We start from the raw sequence: 16,576 nt of genomic DNA, 5'->3' as shown, positions 1-16,576 counted from the left end.
GTGAAGGAACGTATAGAGGAAGAGGCTGACGGCTGCGTCGGCTTCTTCTTTTTGTTGAGGTAAAAAAAGGGGGCCCGGCCATGCGGCCGGGTCCTTTTCAAATGCGGATTCCGCTAGGAATTACTGCTTTTCGATTTCGGCATCGAGTTCAGCGTAAGCCTTGGTGGCAGCAGCGCGGATCTTGTTGGCGACAGCGTCGTCATAGGAACCGGCGGCCTGGAGGCTCTTGATGAGTTCTTCGACAAGGTTGGCGTCGAGGGTCATGATGCCGTAGATCTTGAAGTGGCCGTTCTCGTCGGTTTCAACCTGCACGTCGGTGAGGGTAGCACCGCTCATGTGGGTGTTTACGACAGTCTTGGAAGTGCTCTGGAAGTGTTCGGCAACCTGGTCGTTCACGTCTTCCTTGAAGTTCTTGATGAGAGCCTTGGTCTGGGCGTCGATTTCCTTGGCGAGGTCGACACGGGCGTTCTGATCGGCCTTTTCCATGGCAATCTGTTCGTCGGTGGAAACACCGATACCCATACCGGCAGGCACGTGGTCCTTCAGGTATTTCTTCTTGAGCATCTGCATTTCGATGAGCTTGCTGGCAGACTTTTCCTGCGGGGTCGAGCTACAACCGATCATGAGGAATGCTGCGAGTGCGGCAACGATCAACTTCTTCATAGTAAACTCCTTGTTGTTGTTTTTCCCAAAATGGGATGATATGAAGTCTGTAAACAAAAATATCTTAAAGAAACAAGAAAGTCAAGTCAAATTCGGTATTTCTTACAAAAAAGTGATTTAATGTGATTTTTGAGGGACAAGAGGCTTTTTGGCATGGTTTTAGATGTGATAAATTAAACATCCAAGGGCGATTATGGCGGCAGTCCTTGCCCTGAGGCGGGTGTTTCCCAAATTCAGGAGGTGCGTCTTGCCCTGTTGGTAAGATTTGACGGCCCCGATTTCCCGGGGGGAAAATCCGCCTTCGGGACCTATGAGGAGTGTTGTCCTACGGTCTAGGACGGGTGCTTTGCGTTCGCCATCGATGTCGCAGAGGACGAGGTCCCCGCCTTCGCTTTCGAGCCAGCGGTCGAATTCGACTGGACCTTCGATGCGGGTCAGCCATGGTTTTTTCGACTGCTTGAGGCTGACCAGGCTCTTGAGTTCGGCGCGGCGGATTAGCTTGTGCAGGTCGGAGTTCTTCGGCTCCTGCGAAAAGTCGGTGCGCAAGAAATAGATAGTGTCAATTTCTGTTTGTGCCGCGTGAAATACGACTTCTTCTAGCGCGTCGTCCTTGAGGCATGCGATGGCAAGGTTCAACTTGGGACGCTCGACCGATACGGTTTCGAACCTGTCGATGCGGACTTCACAGGCCTTCGGATCGGCCTTGACGATTGTCGCATCGGCAAAATGCCCGAGCCCATCGCAGAGTTCGAGAGTGTCGCCGACGGTGGCGCGGCAAACGCGGACTGCGTGCCCGCTTTCGTTTTCGTCGAGGGTAAATTCGCCCACGTCAATTCGCGGACAGTAGAAACGGCTGTCGGGAGTCTTCATGGCGTAGAATATAAAACTTTTTGCGGGTGTTTGCTACATTTACCGCATCGTGGAACACAAACCGGTAAAGGCAGTCGTATTTGATCTGGATGGCACGCTCTACTTGAGCGGGCGTCCTTACCCAGGTGCTGTCGCGACGGTGAAACGCGTGGCAGCCCGCGTGCCGGTCTATTACCTGAGCAACAACACGAGCAAGTCGCCTGTATTTTACGAGAATCGCCTACATGTGATGGGACTTCCGCTGCGTGACGATTCCATCATCTCTGCGCTCTACCTCTCGCTCGAAGCGATTCACGAAAAGGGCATCAGGAACGTGTTCTTCTTTGCGAATCCCGAAGTGCATGAATGGTTCGCGGCGCAGGATCCGAGCCTGAATCTTTGCCCGTCGGTAAAAGAGACCGAACTCGTGCTCGTCGCCTATCACAACAGTTTTGACTACCGCGAACTCTGCGAACTCAGTTTCCGCGTCCAGCGCGGGATCCCGTTCTGGGTGACGCATACGGATTTCGTGTGCCCCGATGCAAACGGGCCCGTGCCCGATATCGGAAGCTTCATGGCGCTTCTCAAGACGGCCTATGGCGTGGAACCGGAACGCAGTTTCGGAAAGCCGAATCCTGCGATGCTTGCGGGCGTACTCAAAAAATACGAACCCGAAGAGATCCTCTTTGTGGGCGACCGCCTCTATACCGACTTCGAACTTGCGAAGCGCAGCGGATGCAGGTTCGTGCTTCCGCTCTGTGGCGAAACCAAGCGCGAAGATGTAGAAAAACTCGAGACCAAGCCCGAGTTTATAGTTGAAAGCGTCCGCGATATTGACTTCGACGCCTTTTTCGAAGGTCGTGCCTAGACTGGCCTTGGCTAGGTTTTTTTGCGACGGATAAGAACCAGCACCCCGATAGCGACGAGGAACAGCGCCGCGACCGCGCTCACCTTGATGCAGGCGTGCAACGGACGGCTCCGGTATTCCATGCGGACTTCGGATTTGCCCTTCGGAATTTCGACGGCGCGGAGCGTGCCGAAAGCCTTGTAGACTTTTGCGGGCTTGCCGTTCACGGTCGCGTTCCAGTAGGGATGGTAGTTGCCCGCGACAACCATGAATCCTGCACGGTCGCTTTCTACCTCGAATACCTGGGTGTCCATCTTGGGGCTTGCGATAAGCTTCGCGTGCCCGTTCGCGACTCCGCCTTCGCCTTCGTGTTCGGGCTTTTCGGAGAGGATGACCGTTTCGCGGTAGTAGAAGCTGTCATCTTCGGGTTCTGCTGCTGGAGAGACCTCCGCGGCAGCTTCTGCTGTCGTGGAATCGACTGTGGCTGTCGAGTCTGTTGCCTCGGCAGGGGCGCTCTCTTCGGCCTTGGGCTTACGGATGGCTGCTTTTTCGCGCAAGGTCTTGATGGCGCTTGCATCGTCCATCGTCACGGACTGGCCATAGATGTAGGCTTCGCCCATGGCCGTGGAAATCGGCATGTAGGTGGTGCCCTGGCGCGTGTCGAAGACGATTGCTCCCACGTTCATGAGGTCGAGAAACGGGTGTGCTGCATCGGGGTCGTTAATGTTCTGGAGGTAGTTGGCGTTCTGCTGGCCGCCGCGGAATTCGCGGTAGGAGGCAAGCTCGTTGTCGTGGAAGCCGTCGGCGTTACGCAGGTGGTATTGCGGGAATGCGTTTGCACCGAGCGACGGCTGGCGCGATAGCGAAAGCACGCGCGGTGTGTTGAGCGAATCGGCCTTGTAGGGAGCCTTGATGGCGGCGACCACGGCGTTGTTCGGCTGGAGGTACTGAGCCGCGGGAACGTTCTGGATGAAGGCTCCGTTGATGAAGAACAGCTCGATGGCGGCGACGACGGCGAAGATGCACGCCTTCGCGACGGTGGATCCCTTCCAGAAGAAGAGGAAGAGTGCAACGACGATGGTCGCGAGCGCGAGCACGAAGCTCGGGATGATCTTCGCGGCGGTCGCTTGCATGATAATTTCGTTCAGCGGCTTGAAGTAGGGCGCCGTGATCGGGTCTGCGAGCAGGTCCTGTCCGCTCATGAGGAATGCACCGATGGCGGTGAACCCGAGGACGAAACAAGCCTGTGCCACGCGGCTTGTGATGCTACCCTTGTCCTTGAAGGCAGTCTTGTAGGCGTCGATGAAACTTTCGAAGCTGAGCGCCTTGCCCTGGTCGTCTACCTTCATGATTCCGATGCAGACAAGCGCATAGGCGATGCAGGCGACAAGCCCGAACGGTCCGATGAAGAGCGTCCAGTTGTAGCGTGCGATGACGGTGAGCAAAAGCAGGACGACGAACATGGCGGCGCCGTGCTTGAGCGCGCGGAGGTTCCTTGCCGCATCTTCTCCCTTGTCGCTGATGGCGCGGAGCACGGGCCCTGCCATCATCACGAGCAGCAGCGGAAGCCAGAACAGTGCCATGCCGGGCGCGCGGAAGTTCTTGACGCCGGGGAGGATGGCGTACCAGAGCTTGAACAGCGGGGAGTGCGCTCCCATGCCGTAGCTGAGGGCGACGACCATGCCCATGGCCCAGAATGTTGCCCAGCGGCGCTTGCCGGGCAAGAAGAGGCAGAGGAATCCGAGGAAGGTGAGGAGAGTGCCCGCGCTGTTGTGGTCGAGCTTGAAGCTGTTGTGGCCCCAGTAGAACGGGGAGCCTCCGGGCATCTTCTGCAGTTCGCCCCTCGAATACGAGATGAAAGAGCTGCCGACGATATCGCCAGACTTGGGATCCTGTTCGTACACGTCCACGCCGATGAACCCGGGGAGAATCATCTGCGCGAGTTCTTCCTGGTGCAGGCTCCAGCTGACGGCGTGGCCCATGTTGGTATGGTCGCCTTCGCCGCGCACGGATTGCGTGGTGGTGTACAGGTAGGGCGGCACCAGCTGGAAGCAGGCGAGCGCAAGCCCGAAAGCAAGGCCTGCGGCGGCAAGCCCGATGCGCTTGCCGCGCGTCTTGAACGTGTTGCAGTGGAAGGCGGCCTCATAAAGCGTGTAGAACCCGGCTCCCCACAGGAAGAGGTAGGTGAGCTGCAGGTGGCTTCCGAGAATCATCCACGCGATGGCAAGCGCAAGCACGATAAGGTAGGGGAGGCTTCCGTTGCGGACAACCTTCCGGATGGCGAGGAGCGCGAGCGGGGCGATGGCGAAAACCATCATCTTTCCGTCGTGGCCGCCGTAGATGTAGGTGAAGTATTCCGGCGAGAAGGCGTAGAGGAACCCGAGGAGGGCGGCCCACCAGCGGTTGCCCGTGAGGTTCCAGGCCAAAAGCATGGCGCTCATGAAGGCGACCCACACGGTGAGGATGAACTTGAAGCCCACGGCGCGTGCCGGGTCCATCAGGAACTGCGTCCATACGAGCGGGTGGTAGGCGTCGGCGAACAGCGCATCGATGGTGGGAACCCCTCCCAGGCGGCTGTCGTCCCATTCGGTGACGATTGGGTTTTCGGCACGCAATATGCGGCTGCCGATGCCATTCAGCTGGTCGCTGTTGAGCATCAGCTGCGAGTCGTCAAAGACGAATCCGCGGAAAACGATAAAGAGAATGGCTATGAAGAGCGCGGCTGCTGTCGCAAAGAAAATGGGCTTTTTGTTCAAAAGATTCATGCTGGGAAATATAAAAATACCGCGGGCGAGTATGCCTTGCGGTATGGCGAAAAACGTCGAACCCGCGGTCCGACAGCGTTGTGCGCGTTTTGGCTAGTCGGCGGTGTTTTCGTCGACCTTGTTGTACTTGATGAGGCTGTAGATGCCGAACGCAGAAATCACGCATACGGCGACAAATACGACAATCTTGATGAGTTTTCCCATAGTGGCTTCCTGTTTTAAATTTTTTTTAAAATACCTTTTTTTCTGGAGAAAAGCAAGTTTTATTTTTGTGAAAGGGGCCGGATATTCAAAAATTGGGGATTGAGGATTGAAAATCCGCTGTTTTTAGAGGAACGGTGCCAGGAACTCCGCCAGTTCCCGATTGAGTCCGCTATTGAGCGCATCCGCTTCTTGCACGGTGTGGTGCTCGTCGCCTGCAAAGTCGCGGGCGCGTTCCCCGCAGATGTCTACGCCGATGATTTTGTGGCTTGTGGCGAGACCGGCGATGATTTCTTTGAGTGCTGCTACGTCCAGCGAACCCTGATCCCAGTTGGTGGCCGCGTAGGCGGGGGAGAGGGCGTCCTTGTCGATGGAGATGTAGATTCGGCCTTCTGTCATCCCCGACTCGGTCGGGGATCTTAAAGATTCTCGCATTCGCGAGAATGACGAGGGTGTGCGCGAGAATGACGTGGGTGAACCGGTTTCGCGTATTTCGCTTTCTTTGATGAAAGTTACTTTGTCTAAAGTACTGGTATCGCCCGCCTGCGAAAGTTCTTCGCGGATTTCTTCCACGAGGTGGTCAGCGACCCCGATAATGACAACGTTGCCTATGAACTTGTTTTCTTCCAAAACCTTCTTGACCCAGCCGCCGCAACTGAGAATGTTCCCGAATCGCGGGGCTTGCATGTCGGGATGGTGGTCAAAAACAACAAGCGAAAACGGTTCCTGGACCATGTCGGTCCAGATTTTGCTCATGTAGTGGTAATTGCCGTTGTCGAAGAAGTGGATGCCGTGCGCATTCGTGATGCCCGCATCGGCAATGCGCCTGCGGAGGGTCTCGACAGCTTCGTCATCGCAGTAGCAGTCCGTACCCGAAATGTCGGCGCAGTCTATGTAGAGGATTTCTGCGTTCGAAGTTGCGGAAACTAGACGCGAATTTCCTTTCAGACCTTGCATAAAGGGCTGAAAACTGTAAACACCCGTGAAATCGAGAATTGTCGTTTGCACATAGGAAAAATAAAAATATATATTGGAATCATGAAAGTCAAAAGCCTTCCTTTGTCGCTGATTCTTGGTCTTGGATTTGTTTTCCTGGGCTTGCAGCAGTCTTTTGCGCAATCTTCGACAATCCGCTATACGAATGTGGCCAGCGCACCCAAGGCGATGGGGAATGATACCCTTTCGGCCAATGAACGCGAAGCTGTGCAGCTGATTGCCAAGGGAAACGCTTACCACGACAATAGGATGTTCCGTGAGGCTATCAAGTGCTACAAGCAGGCCGATTCGCTCTCCCCGAAAAATGCGACGGTCAACTACGAACTGGGCTATTCTTACATGATGCTTAGACAGCTTGACAGTGCCGCCTTGTATGCAAAACGCTCCATTGAGATAGAACCGGCCGAGCTGGCGTTTTCGCTTGTTGGCGACATCTACGATTTTGAGGAAAAAATCGATTCTGCATTGAAGTATTATGATCTCGGCCTGTCATTTTATCCGAAATCCTACCACCTTCTGTACAACAAGGGAGTTGCGCTCTTTTTCCATAAGCGCGAGGATGAGGCCTACGAGGTGGCGAAACTTGCCGTAAAGTCGACACGCCAGCACGAAGGTTCCTATTTCCTGCTCGCGCAGATTTCGGCGAATAGGAGGATGTGGATTGATTTCTTTGTGAATGGTGTTTATGCGAATTTTGTAGGGGATACAAGGGATCGTGCTGCTTATGTGAGAAAGTATTTTGCAAAGTTGATGCTTATCTTTAAGGAAGTGCTGGAACGTTTCGAGGACCACCCGCTGCTCGATATCCACAGGGAATGGGCCAGGTCTACGGTGTATCGTTTTGCCGAGAGCGAATCGAAATTCGAAAAGTTGAACTTTGACCGCCTGGATTCACTGGATGGCAGCGAAAATGACTTTGAAACTCTGGTAGCGCTGGGAACATTCGCGATGCGTGAGTCCGTGATGCTGCCTTACGAATTTGACTTGAAACCGTTCTATAGACAGATTGTGGATGGTGGCTTCGAGGATGTTTTTATGCGGGTTGTTTTCAGGGGTGTGAACGATATTGCATTTGAAAGCTGGAAGATGATGAACAGGAAACGCTTCGAACAGTTCTACGAAAAGGTTGTGTATCCTTTCTGGGAAGGCGAAGCTAGCCTGAAGGCTCCGGTGCTTATCGATCGTCCGAACTAGGTGAAATTATTCCTACAGCCCTTCTTTGGTGCAGTTTTCACGTAGTTCTAATCCGATTTGGACGTAAAAGCGCCGTCATCGTATCCCGACGAATTTTCTGGAGCAATCGGTTCGGGCTCGGAATCACCCTTCAGGCAGCGGATGTTCCAAGCAGGAGTTGTATCGTAAGACTCAATATAGACGGAGTCGCTGCTCGTGAAGGAGAAATAATAAACTTTGCTTCCTCTGTCGATGCGGTTCCCGTAACTGTCGTATTCTGGACGGATGAAGGTGGTCGAAGTCCACAATTGGGCGTATTTGCCGACGCCGTAGACGCCGTCTTCCTTGTTCTGCGATTTTCCGCTAGCCTTGATGCCGAAACAGTACTTGTCGGTGCCGTTTCCGTCTTTGCCTTCTTCATCTTTATCCCAGCCGGAGGTCGCTTTTAAATTCTTTCCGGCCAAGCCGACTCCGCCCGTGTTTTCGCGAAGTTCGTCAATTTCGTCAAAGGTGGGCAGATGCCATCCATCTGGACAAGCTTTTTTTGCTCTCCCAAAGGTGTAAAAACGCCCGTAAATGGAACCATCCTTGTCGAGGCTGTCGTTTGTCCAGCTGCCTTCTACGTCATAGTTCAGGTTCTCGGCCATCCAGACTTGGTTGCCGATCTTGACGGTCTTATAAACCTTGCCGTCGCGGGGGTCGGTAAGCGGTTCGTCGGCGTTGGAACAGCTATTGGATTTTACGCTTGAATTGTTTTCTGAACTCGGGGAACTTGAACTGTCGTCGCATGCAACAAAAAGAACGGTGCATGCTGTCAATGCAAAGAACAACTTTTTCACGGTTCAATCTCCTTTCTATTTCTAGTAGGACATTATAGCAATTTGTTTGAATATTACTGCCTGAACCGCTTGCAGAAGGAACAATTTTGGCAGAACGGGTGGCGCAGTTCGTGCTTTTCGAAGCCTTCGCGTAAATTGCGGGCGGCAGGCGAGCCGAGAATTTCGGGCAGGCCCTGGTTGGCGATGTTCCCGAGGGTGATTTGCCCGCTGTAGTCGAGACAGCAGGCGACTACCCGGCCGTCGTGCAGGATGGCGGCATGCGTGTCGAGGGCATGGCACGTGCCTGCGGGGTATTTGCTGGCGGTCACTTCGGCGGGCTCACTTTGACCATGCTCAGCACTAGCAGTGACCTTGCTCGTTCCCGGCCATTCGAATCGTGAGTCTTCGTGCAGGTAGAGCCTCCCCGCGATAGGGAAACTCTTGTGCCTGCTGCAGAAATTTCCCGGAGCGACCTGCGTGTTGAACGTCTCGTTTATGCGAGAAATCGCAAACTCGTTCCAGTCTCCGGCGGTTGTTACACCGATGTTCCAGAGCCGCAGATTGATGTACATGTCGGGCCTTGCGGCCAAGGCCATTTTGCAGAAGTCGAGGACGTCCTGTAGATACCCGTGCGCATCGTCGGGCGGGAGTTCCGCATATGCGTGCGTCGAAAAGTTTACCTGGCGCACGGCGGGGCAGTTCAATATGTGGTGGGCGACTCGCCTGATGGTCGTGCCGTTCGTGGTGAGCGTCGCGGTGAGGCCCGCGGCCTTTATATCCTTGAGAAAGAGTGCAAATCCCGGGTGCAGCGTCGGTTCGCCCAGGACGTGCAGATATACGTTCTCGATGCCTGCTTCTACCGTTCCCGCGATACACTTCTCGAAAAGTGCGCTCGGCATGAACGAGCGCGATGCTCCCGAACCGGCCTCGTGCCCGCAATCACTGCTGGGGCAAAAGCTGCAATGCAAGTTGCAGGCGTTCGTGATTTCGATATAAACGCTATTCATGCTGGTTCTCGGGGAGCAATGTAGAAACTGCATCGGCGTATACGCTGAGCTTGCCTGCTTTCTTGATTCTCTTGAACGTCTTTTTGGGAATGCTCGGCTCCAGATAATCCCAGAAACTTTGCACGTGCGCAAGGATCTGGCTGTCACCCTGGAATGTTTGCCGCGCGTGTTCGAAAATAATCTGGTGTATTTGGAGAAGTTTGTCTGTAAATTCTTTTCCTGTTATGTTCGCTTTCCCTGCTTTGTATTCCGCTGCGAGGCTTGGCTGCGCAAGTAATCCGCGGCCGATCATCACTCCGGCGAGATTCGGGTAGCGGCGTTCCATTTCTTGAATTTGCGAAACGTCTGTGATGTTCCCGTTATATACAAGCGGGTGGCGGCATTCGCTGTAAAATTTCTCAAATGACTTGATATCAATTGCGCCCTTGTATTGCTGTTTGCCGAGGCGCGGGTGGAGCGTAATGTGCGTGAGCGGAGTATCGTTTAAAATCGGGAGGAGTGCGAACGCTTCATCGGGAGATTCCTGTCCGAGCCGCATCTTGACGGAAAACTTTGCGGTTCCCGCTGCGGATAGCCGCGCGATTTCGTTCATGATTTCCTGGACGGTTCGGGTGTCGTTCAGCAGGCCTGCGCCACGGTGACGGTTGACTTGCATGGGGAAGGGACATCCCATGTTGAAGTCGATTTCGGTGAAGCCTTTTTGCAGGATGGCGTCGGCGAGAACCTTGAATTCTTCGACGCTATTCGCGATGACCTGCGGAATGACCCGTGGAGAACCCGGCACGCCTGCTGGGGTTTCGAGGTCGCGCAGGTCCCTTTCGCGCGGGTGCCCGTTTTCAATCCGCAAGAATGGAGCGTAATATGCTTCGATGCCGCCAAAGATTTTTGCATGGGCTGCCCGATAGATGCCCGTCGTGTAACCTTGTAGCGGAGCGAATAGGACCTTCAACATGTTGCTGCTCTTGCAGAATCTAGACGGGGCGTGGCGCCATGGCGTCTGGCGGCTTCCTTATTTCCCGAGTGTTTTTTTCAGGGCGCGGATGGCGTTTCCGCGGTGGCTGATGGCCTTCTTCTCTTCAAGCTCCATCTGCGCGAAGGTGCGGGCTTCTCCGTCGGGGACGAATAACGGGTCGTAGCCGAATCCCATGTCGCCCACGGGAGCGTAGTTGATGCTGCCGCGACATTCGCCTTCAAAAATCTGCGGTTCGCTCACGACGAATTCGCCGTCGGCGTTGCGCGTGATTGTCTGGTAGGCGAGTGCGCAGAAGTAGCGCGCCTTGCGGTCGGTTATTCCCGCGAGGTTCTTGAGGAGAAGCGTGTTGTTGCTTTCGTCTGCGCCGTGGATGCCGCTGTAGCGTGCGCTGTAGATTCCGGGGGCTCCAGCGAGCGAGAAGACTTCGAGTCCCGAGTCATCGGCGAGGACGGTTGCCTCGATGCCGCGTTTGGCAAGCCAGCGGGCCGTAGTGCTCGACTTGATGATGGCGTTTTCGGCGAATGAATTGCCGTCCTCGACAATTTCTTCGTCGAAGCCGATGTCTTTCAGCGTCTTGAATTCGTAGTGGTCGGTGCCTAAAATGTGCGCGAAATCCCGGATTTTCCCGGCGCTTGCGGTTGCGATTACAAATAGGTTTTTCATGGTGCCCTTTTTTGCGGAACAAATCTAGAAAATATGCGGTGCGGCGGGCTTTAGACCACATGTGCTTTTTGTATATTCGGTAGCGTATGAATATTATCCCGTTTACTTGCAGGCGCATGGGGCTTGCTGCCGCATCTCTTTGCGTTTCGCTGGGCCTCTGCTCCTGTGCTTCCGGGACGCCGGATCCTGCCACGGATGTTTCGACTGCGTCTCCCGAAAAGCAACTTTCTGCGTCCAGGGCGCTTCCGCCCGCTCCTTCGACTCCGGTGACGGTGTTCGAATTACATGTCGAATCCAGGGACAAGCAGGTGCGCGTAATCGACAAGCCGACGCTCGCCGCGCTTGATTTTGCCGCCTATTACGACAATCCCATCCGCCTTGCAGGCAAGGACGAAAAGCCGGAGAATTACAAGGGGGGGATGGCAGGCGCGAAACTTGCCGAATATCCGTTCCCGATGCTCGATTCGCTTTCGGAATATGAGCCCTCCGTTGTGGCTGGCAGGCAACCATTGGCGTGGGAACCGCTTTCCAAGATTCTCTATGCGCAGACGGGCGATGATTCTCTTGCCCGGGTGCTCAGTGCCGTGGAGGCCGTCAAGTGGAGCGAACCCGATGTCTTCAGGGCGTTCCAGACGGTAGGCAGATTCTGGGGCGTGCCGATGAGCGACGGTTCCGTCGAGTGGTGGGCAGAAATTTTGCCGGCCACCTGGACGGGCCGTACCGTGTTTTTTGCGAAGTTGAAGTTCGCATCGCACGGTGAGACTGCCGAGGTGCTCAATCATTACATTACGGCAGAGTTGACGCTCGAAGATGCGATGAACTGGGCTCGGACGCTGTCTTCTTACTGGTATCCGACGCTCAATACAGACCTGGAACCCCATACGCCGGGAGGCTTCTGGCCCGAAGGCGCCAAGACGCAGCCCTTTGCCGTGATGCGCGGGAACCCGATGGGGAAACCCATGTGGGTCGCGTTCGATGTTCCTGCATTCCGCCTGTCCGAAGAACAGATTCGCGCACAGGCCGTTGCCGATTCGCTTGCTGCGGCGGGCGAGGTGGTGCCGGTGAACCGCGCACTCGACACGACCTCCGATGCGCGCCTGCAGACGCTTGCCTCGCTGGAAGGCTCTTGCCCCGCGAATGCGGAAACCGCGAAGTTCCGCGCTACGCTCGAAAAGACTCTCGCGAAACTCCCGAAGGAGCAGAACGCCTGGGCGACAGCGGGAGCGACACCCGCGGAAAGCTTCCTCTGGTTCCGCCGCAACGCGAACTACCTGCTTGCAGACAAGATAACCGGGCAGGATAGCCTGCACAACCCGCTCCCGCGCCTGCTGGAACTTAAACACTACCTGGATTCCATCGGGGTGCAACTGCTCGTGGTTCCCGTTCCCGTGAAGGAAGAAATTTACGCCGAGCGCCTTGTGGCAGGGACGCCTGCCGACCTCTGCGTGAACCCCGCGGGCCGCGAGTTTACCCGCGAGATGCTTGCCGCCGGGCTTGACGTGCTTGACATTTACCCGGCGCTCATGGCGGCCAAGGCGGGCGACGAACCCCCGCACTTTAGCTACCAGCGCTACGATACGCACTGGTCGCTCCCCGGCATGCTTGCCGCCATGGAACAGCTTGCCGCCCGCGTGACGCAGTACAGCTGGTACGGCGATGCCGGAGCGAAGCCGGGTTCGCTCAACATGCAGGAGACGACGACAATGCGCGAGGGCGACCTGGTGGCGCACCTGCCCGATGCGGAGAAGGCGAAGTACACTGCAGATACGTTGCCCGCGATGAAAATCTTCAAGGGTACAGAACCCTACAAGGGCGGCAAGAATGCGCCGATTCTCTTGATGGGCGATTCATTCACGGGTGTGTTTGAGTCTGTGGACCAGAAGAGCGGTGGCCCGGGATCGCTCCTTGCCTATGCGACAGGGCTCGACGTGCAGGTGCTCACCAGCTGGGGCGGCGGCCCGGGCGTTTACCATCGCATGATGAAGATGAAGAAGGATATGCAGAGCAAGAGGCTCGTGATTTACATGATGACGGCCCGCGACTTCTGGCAATCCCCGATGGAATGGGATGCCCTGAGATAAGATGCTTGCCTGCCTCTCCGCAATATTCTCGCGAGCGTTCTGGCCTCTGCTAGTCGTGCTGCTGGCGGTTTCGCTTGCACTCGTGCTGTGGACGGGCCGGCCCGAAAACGTACGGTATGCCGAGATGGCGTGTACCTTCGAGAACCGCGCTCCCGCCTGCATAGATTCTGTAGATGCCTGGCGCGAAGGTCTTGTCTTCTACGATAGTAGTTTGTCTGCAACGCGCGATACGCTCGCCTCTTTGAAATCGCTCCTGTGGGAATTCTGGAAAATCGAATTTGCGGGGGAGGGCGAGGCGTCCATAGCCCACGATGCGATTCTACCGCTGCGGGTGCTTGAAACCCGGAAATCGGGCTGCATGGGGCTTTCGTGGCTTGCGATGATGGTCGCCGAAGCCCGCGGAATTCCGCTTGATGTTATTCTCTTGCCGGGGCATGTGTATTTGCGGTACGGCAAGGATGACGGCCGCGCACAGGTGGGATTTGCGCCAAGGACGGTGAACCTCGAACCGAACCGTCTCGGCTATACCTACACCAATGAGGAATATCGCGAAAAGTACAAGGCGGGTCGCTGGACCGGCCTGGAATTCAAACCGCTTACTCCGGCACAGTTTGCGGGCCTTGCCGCATTCGACTTGGGCAATTTGTACCTGCAAACGGAACCTCCCCGCGCGCTTCGCTGGTACAGGCTTGCAGACGACCTTTTTCCCGAATATCCAGGCATCGATGCAAACAGGGAAATTGCTAAAAGCCGTCTGCCCGATCGCTAGCAGCCTTGTGAGCTAGGCAAAATTTCTATCTTTGCCGCCGATGCGATTGTTCCTTTACCTGTCGATGCTGGTTTTGTTTTGCGCCTGCTCTAATTCAGAAATGGCAATGCCGGAATATACTTCCGAAGATGATGAAAGTGTCGCTTTCTCAAAAATGATTTCGGTTTCGGCGGCGGGAGAAGAGGTTACCTTGGGTACCAATTCCAACAACGCCCGCACCAACGAACGCCCTGCGATGCAGGTAAAGTTCAGCTATGATTTTTCAATGTCGCGCAGCGAAGTGACATGCGGCGAATTCAACCGTCTGATGAAAAAGTCCTTTGGCTTGTCTCTGAATTGCCACGGCTATTATCCGGCGACAGACGTGACCTATTACGATGCAGTCCTGTTTGCCAATGAACGTAGCAAGAGGGAGGGGCGCGATACCGCCTATTCCTATAGCAAGGCTACGTTCGACAAGAATCATCACTGCACGAATCTGGAAGGATTCTTTTTCTCGACCGAAAGCGAAGGCTATCGTTTGCCGACGGAAGCGGAATGGCTTCTTGTGGCGGGTCGCAACTGGTCTTTTGACAAGGGATGGACGGCAGAAAATTCGAAACTTAAAATCCAGACGGTGTGTGGCAAGGCTAAAAAGGATGAATTTTGCGATTTGCTCGGGAATGTGATAGAATGGGTGAACGACTGGTTCGGTAATTTGAAGGATACGACCCTTTTGAACTATGTCGGGGCTCCTGACGGCGGCGCGTTGGGCCAGCGTGTCATAAAAGGAGGCTGCTACCGTAACGCAAATTCTTTCATTACTCTCTATAATCGCGGTGACATCTATACGGTCGTTTCTTCGACCCGTGCCGAATATGTCGGATTCCGTTTGGCAAAAGGGGCAATTCCCGAACCGACCTGGATGGGAGGCGATGGCAAGGCGGCTACGAGCCGTGTTGTTCCTTTGGCGAGTTCCAGTGCGCTGCATTCCTTGACGGGAACCCACAAGATGAAACTTGCGTTCAGGAACGATATCACGGGCAACTTGGCGTATATCGATTATTCCAGCGGCGTTCCGTCCGTGATAGAAATCGAGGATACGCTGAATGTCTACCATCCGGAAATTTCCCCCGATGGAAACCGCGTGGCCTTCTGCTCCCGGATTGAAGGTGTCTCGGGAAAGTCCGCCCTTTATGTGCGCGATTTGAACGCGGAGGGGACCAACCTTGTAAAGCTCGAAGTGGAATCGGCCGTAATTCCGCGCTGGCAGGTGCTTGAAAACGGGACCACGATTATAATCTACGTGACGGATGCGGGCAACAATAAGGACGAGACAAGCTTCAAGGAGACTTCTACCTGGCAGGTGAAGTTTGCAAACGGCAAGTTCGGCAAGCCGTCCAAAATTTTGGATGGTGCATACCATGGCGGAATCAGTGAAGACAAGTCGCTTGCTGTAACGGGAGCGCGTCTCTTGAGGGCTCGCGTCGCGAAACCGGGTTCGACGGTGTTCAAGGAGGCAAGCGACCTTGTCTGGTACGACAGCGCACAGGCATGCAATGTCTCTCTTTCTAAAGACAGGAGCAAGCGGACCCTGTTCCTTGATTTTGGAGCGGGCCCGGGACGTAAATTTGTCGGTGAAAGTTACGGAATGCATGAACGCCTGTTTGTGGCGGATAGTACCGGCAAGCTAATTCAGTCAGTCGCTGCGCCTGCGGGATATTCCTTCGACCATACCGAATGGGGGCAGGGAGGGGAAAATCTGGTGGTCGCTTCGCTTTCCAATTTGGATGGGGCGCACAAGAAGATTGTCCTTGTCGATATGTCCGATTCGAGCGTAGTCGAGCTTGTCGAAGGGGATGAACTGTGGCATCCGAGTTTCTGGGTGAAAGGGAAATCGGACGCTGATCGGGATGTGCTGCTTGATTTGGACAGCGCGGGCATGTATTTCGACTACAATCCCGCCAACCTGCTCCAGGGCTCTTCTGTGGAATTGGCCATGAGGATGCAGATGTTCTGGAAAAACTACCGGAACATTGAGTGCGTTACCCTGGGCAGTTCCATGTTGCTCGACGCCGTAATCGATACTTCGATAACCGCCTTTAAGACATTGAATATGGGCGTGACGCTCGCCGATCTGTTCCTGTTCAAGTATATTGCGTCGAGATACATTCTGCGCTATGCGGAAAAAATCAAGGTCCTTGTCGTAGAACTTTCCCCGGGGTTCCTGTTCCGGCAGGAAAACGACTATTTCTACTACGTGCGCCTGTTCTCGCCGGGACTTATCTACGACGAGCATCATTTGAGCCATGAAACCAAGGATGTTGTAGCCGCCCTGAGCCAGGAGTATTCTTACCCGAGATCCCTTTTCGCCCAGAACTACATGGATGATTCCTTCCTGTTACCTTCGGTTTCTTGGGGCGATACCTATGTCGATGCCGATGTTTCCAAGATGCCGTATAACAGTGTAAAATTGAGAAGAAACCGGGAAATGCTGGATTCCCTGCGGGCGGAGACGGAACGGCGTGGCGTCAAGCTGATTTTGGCCATCACTCCCCAGAATCCGGATTTCGCAAAGACGGAATCCTTCGGATCGTTCGGCCCCAAAATGGAAGTCGCGAAAAAGATTGTCAGTGCACTCGAGAAATCGGGCTACTATATTTTTGACGAGAATAAGTTTGGAGAACATGATTACACATCCGAAATGGCTTACAACAGCAACCACCTGAGCTATCTGGGGGCGCGCCAGTTTACAGCCCGACTCGATTCCCTATTGAAGACGTTGAGGTGAG

The 16,576-nt window shown here is 54.9% G+C and carries 13 protein-coding genes; 5 read left to right on the top strand and 8 right to left on the bottom strand.

The window, feature by feature from the left end:
* Positions 1–120: 120 nt before the first annotated feature.
* The gene (locus B2310_RS09455; RefSeq protein WP_173365842.1) at positions 121–663 is read right to left on the bottom strand and encodes an LPP20 family lipoprotein; all 543 of its coding nucleotides are present in this window, start codon (positions 661–663) and stop codon (positions 121–123) included.
* 159 nt (positions 664–822) lie between these two features.
* On the bottom strand, positions 823–1,533 hold the full coding sequence (locus B2310_RS09450; protein ID WP_290730874.1) for an RsmE family RNA methyltransferase: 711 nt from the start codon (positions 1,531–1,533) through the stop codon (positions 823–825).
* A gap of 49 nt (positions 1,534–1,582) precedes the next feature.
* Here B2310_RS09450 and B2310_RS09445 point away from each other — a divergent pair, with 49 nt between their 5' ends.
* Positions 1,583–2,380: an HAD-IIA family hydrolase gene (locus tag B2310_RS09445; RefSeq protein ID WP_290730872.1), complete on the top strand. Its 798-nt coding sequence runs from the start codon at positions 1,583–1,585 to the stop codon at positions 2,378–2,380.
* An 11-nt stretch (positions 2,381–2,391) separates the two neighbouring features.
* On the opposite strand, the gene B2310_RS09440 is transcribed toward B2310_RS09445, so the two are convergent.
* Both B2310_RS09440 and B2310_RS09435 read right to left on the bottom strand, forming a co-directional pair.
* Entirely contained in the window at positions 2,392–5,124 is a 2,733-nt protein-coding gene (locus B2310_RS09440; RefSeq protein ID WP_290730870.1) for a hypothetical protein, read from the bottom strand.
* Positions 5,125–5,451: 327 nt separating this feature from the next.
* Positions 5,452–6,282, bottom strand: coding sequence for an arginase family protein (locus B2310_RS09435; protein ID WP_290730868.1), 831 nt, complete (start codon positions 6,280–6,282; stop codon positions 5,452–5,454).
* Between the two features lie 81 nt (positions 6,283–6,363).
* Here B2310_RS09435 and B2310_RS09430 point away from each other — a divergent pair, with 81 nt between their 5' ends.
* Positions 6,364–7,515 (top strand): tetratricopeptide repeat protein, encoded by a 1,152-nt coding sequence (locus B2310_RS09430; RefSeq protein ID WP_290724347.1) that lies wholly within the window; start codon positions 6,364–6,366, stop codon positions 7,513–7,515.
* A gap of 47 nt (positions 7,516–7,562) precedes the next feature.
* On the opposite strand, the gene B2310_RS09425 is transcribed toward B2310_RS09430, so the two are convergent.
* The 4 genes from B2310_RS09425 to rdgB are packed head-to-tail and all read right to left on the bottom strand — an operon-like array spanning position 7,563 to position 10,955.
* Positions 7,563–8,333 carry an FISUMP domain-containing protein gene (locus B2310_RS09425; protein WP_290730864.1) on the bottom strand — a complete coding sequence of 257 codons (771 nt, stop codon included), beginning with the start codon at positions 8,331–8,333 and terminating at the stop codon, positions 7,563–7,565.
* A gap of 53 nt (positions 8,334–8,386) precedes the next feature.
* Positions 8,387–9,319, bottom strand: a complete 933-nt coding sequence (locus B2310_RS09420) for a radical SAM/SPASM domain-containing protein (RefSeq protein ID WP_290730858.1) — start codon at positions 9,317–9,319, stop codon at positions 8,387–8,389.
* Positions 9,312–10,271: a tRNA-dihydrouridine synthase family protein gene (locus B2310_RS09415; RefSeq protein WP_290730855.1), complete on the bottom strand. Its 960-nt coding sequence runs from the start codon at positions 10,269–10,271 to the stop codon at positions 9,312–9,314. The genes B2310_RS09420 and B2310_RS09415 overlap by 8 nt, the downstream gene beginning before the upstream one ends.
* Before the next feature lie 57 nt (positions 10,272–10,328).
* Entirely contained in the window at positions 10,329–10,955 is a 627-nt protein-coding gene (gene rdgB, locus B2310_RS09410) for an RdgB/HAM1 family non-canonical purine NTP pyrophosphatase (RefSeq protein WP_290730852.1), read from the bottom strand.
* Between the two features lie 86 nt (positions 10,956–11,041).
* On the opposite strand from rdgB, the gene B2310_RS09405 reads away from it, so the two are divergent.
* The 3 genes from B2310_RS09405 to B2310_RS09395 are packed head-to-tail and all read left to right on the top strand — an operon-like array spanning position 11,042 to position 16,575.
* Positions 11,042–13,036, top strand: coding sequence for an alginate O-acetyltransferase AlgX-related protein (locus B2310_RS09405; RefSeq protein WP_290730849.1), 1,995 nt, complete (start codon positions 11,042–11,044; stop codon positions 13,034–13,036).
* Position 13,037: 1 nt separating this feature from the next.
* Entirely contained in the window at positions 13,038–13,805 is a 768-nt protein-coding gene (locus B2310_RS09400) for a transglutaminase family protein (RefSeq protein ID WP_290730846.1), read from the top strand.
* A 40-nt stretch (positions 13,806–13,845) separates the two neighbouring features.
* Entirely contained in the window at positions 13,846–16,575 is a 2,730-nt protein-coding gene (locus tag B2310_RS09395; RefSeq protein WP_290730843.1) for a TIGR02171 family lipoprotein, read from the top strand.
* Position 16,576 lies beyond the last annotated feature (1 nt).

Origin of the sequence: Fibrobacter sp. UBA3629, assembly GCF_002374005.1 — a bacterium.
Classification (GTDB): Bacteria; Fibrobacterota; Fibrobacteria; order Fibrobacterales; family Fibrobacteraceae; genus Fibrobacter.
The sequence above is the reverse complement of the archived record's forward strand: the minus strand, read 5'-3'. Positions and strand labels throughout refer to the sequence as shown.

Bases quoted from the DNA above. Each gene is read 5' to 3' on its own strand.
- B2310_RS09455 (WP_173365842.1), bottom strand. From the start codon at position 663: ATGAAGAAGTTGATCGTTGCCGCACTCGCAGCATTCCTCATGATCGGT.
- B2310_RS09450 (WP_290730874.1), bottom strand. From the start codon at position 1,533: ATGAAGACTCCCGACAGCCGTTTCTACTGTCCGCGAATTGACGTGGGC.
- B2310_RS09440 (WP_290730870.1), bottom strand. From the start codon at position 5,124: ATGAATCTTTTGAACAAAAAGCCCATTTTCTTTGCGACAGCAGCCGCG.
- B2310_RS09435 (WP_290730868.1), bottom strand. From the start codon at position 6,282: ATGCAAGGTCTGAAAGGAAATTCGCGTCTAGTTTCCGCAACTTCGAAC.
- B2310_RS09430 (WP_290724347.1), top strand. From the start codon at position 6,364: ATGAAAGTCAAAAGCCTTCCTTTGTCGCTGATTCTTGGTCTTGGATTT.
- B2310_RS09420 (WP_290730858.1), bottom strand. From the start codon at position 9,319: ATGAATAGCGTTTATATCGAAATCACGAACGCCTGCAACTTGCATTGC.
- B2310_RS09415 (WP_290730855.1), bottom strand. From the start codon at position 10,271: ATGTTGAAGGTCCTATTCGCTCCGCTACAAGGTTACACGACGGGCATC.
- rdgB (WP_290730852.1), bottom strand. From the start codon at position 10,955: ATGAAAAACCTATTTGTAATCGCAACCGCAAGCGCCGGGAAAATCCGG.
- B2310_RS09405 (WP_290730849.1), top strand. From the start codon at position 11,042: ATGAATATTATCCCGTTTACTTGCAGGCGCATGGGGCTTGCTGCCGCA.
- B2310_RS09400 (WP_290730846.1), top strand. From the start codon at position 13,038: ATGCTTGCCTGCCTCTCCGCAATATTCTCGCGAGCGTTCTGGCCTCTG.
- B2310_RS09395 (WP_290730843.1), top strand. From the start codon at position 13,846: ATGCGATTGTTCCTTTACCTGTCGATGCTGGTTTTGTTTTGCGCCTGC.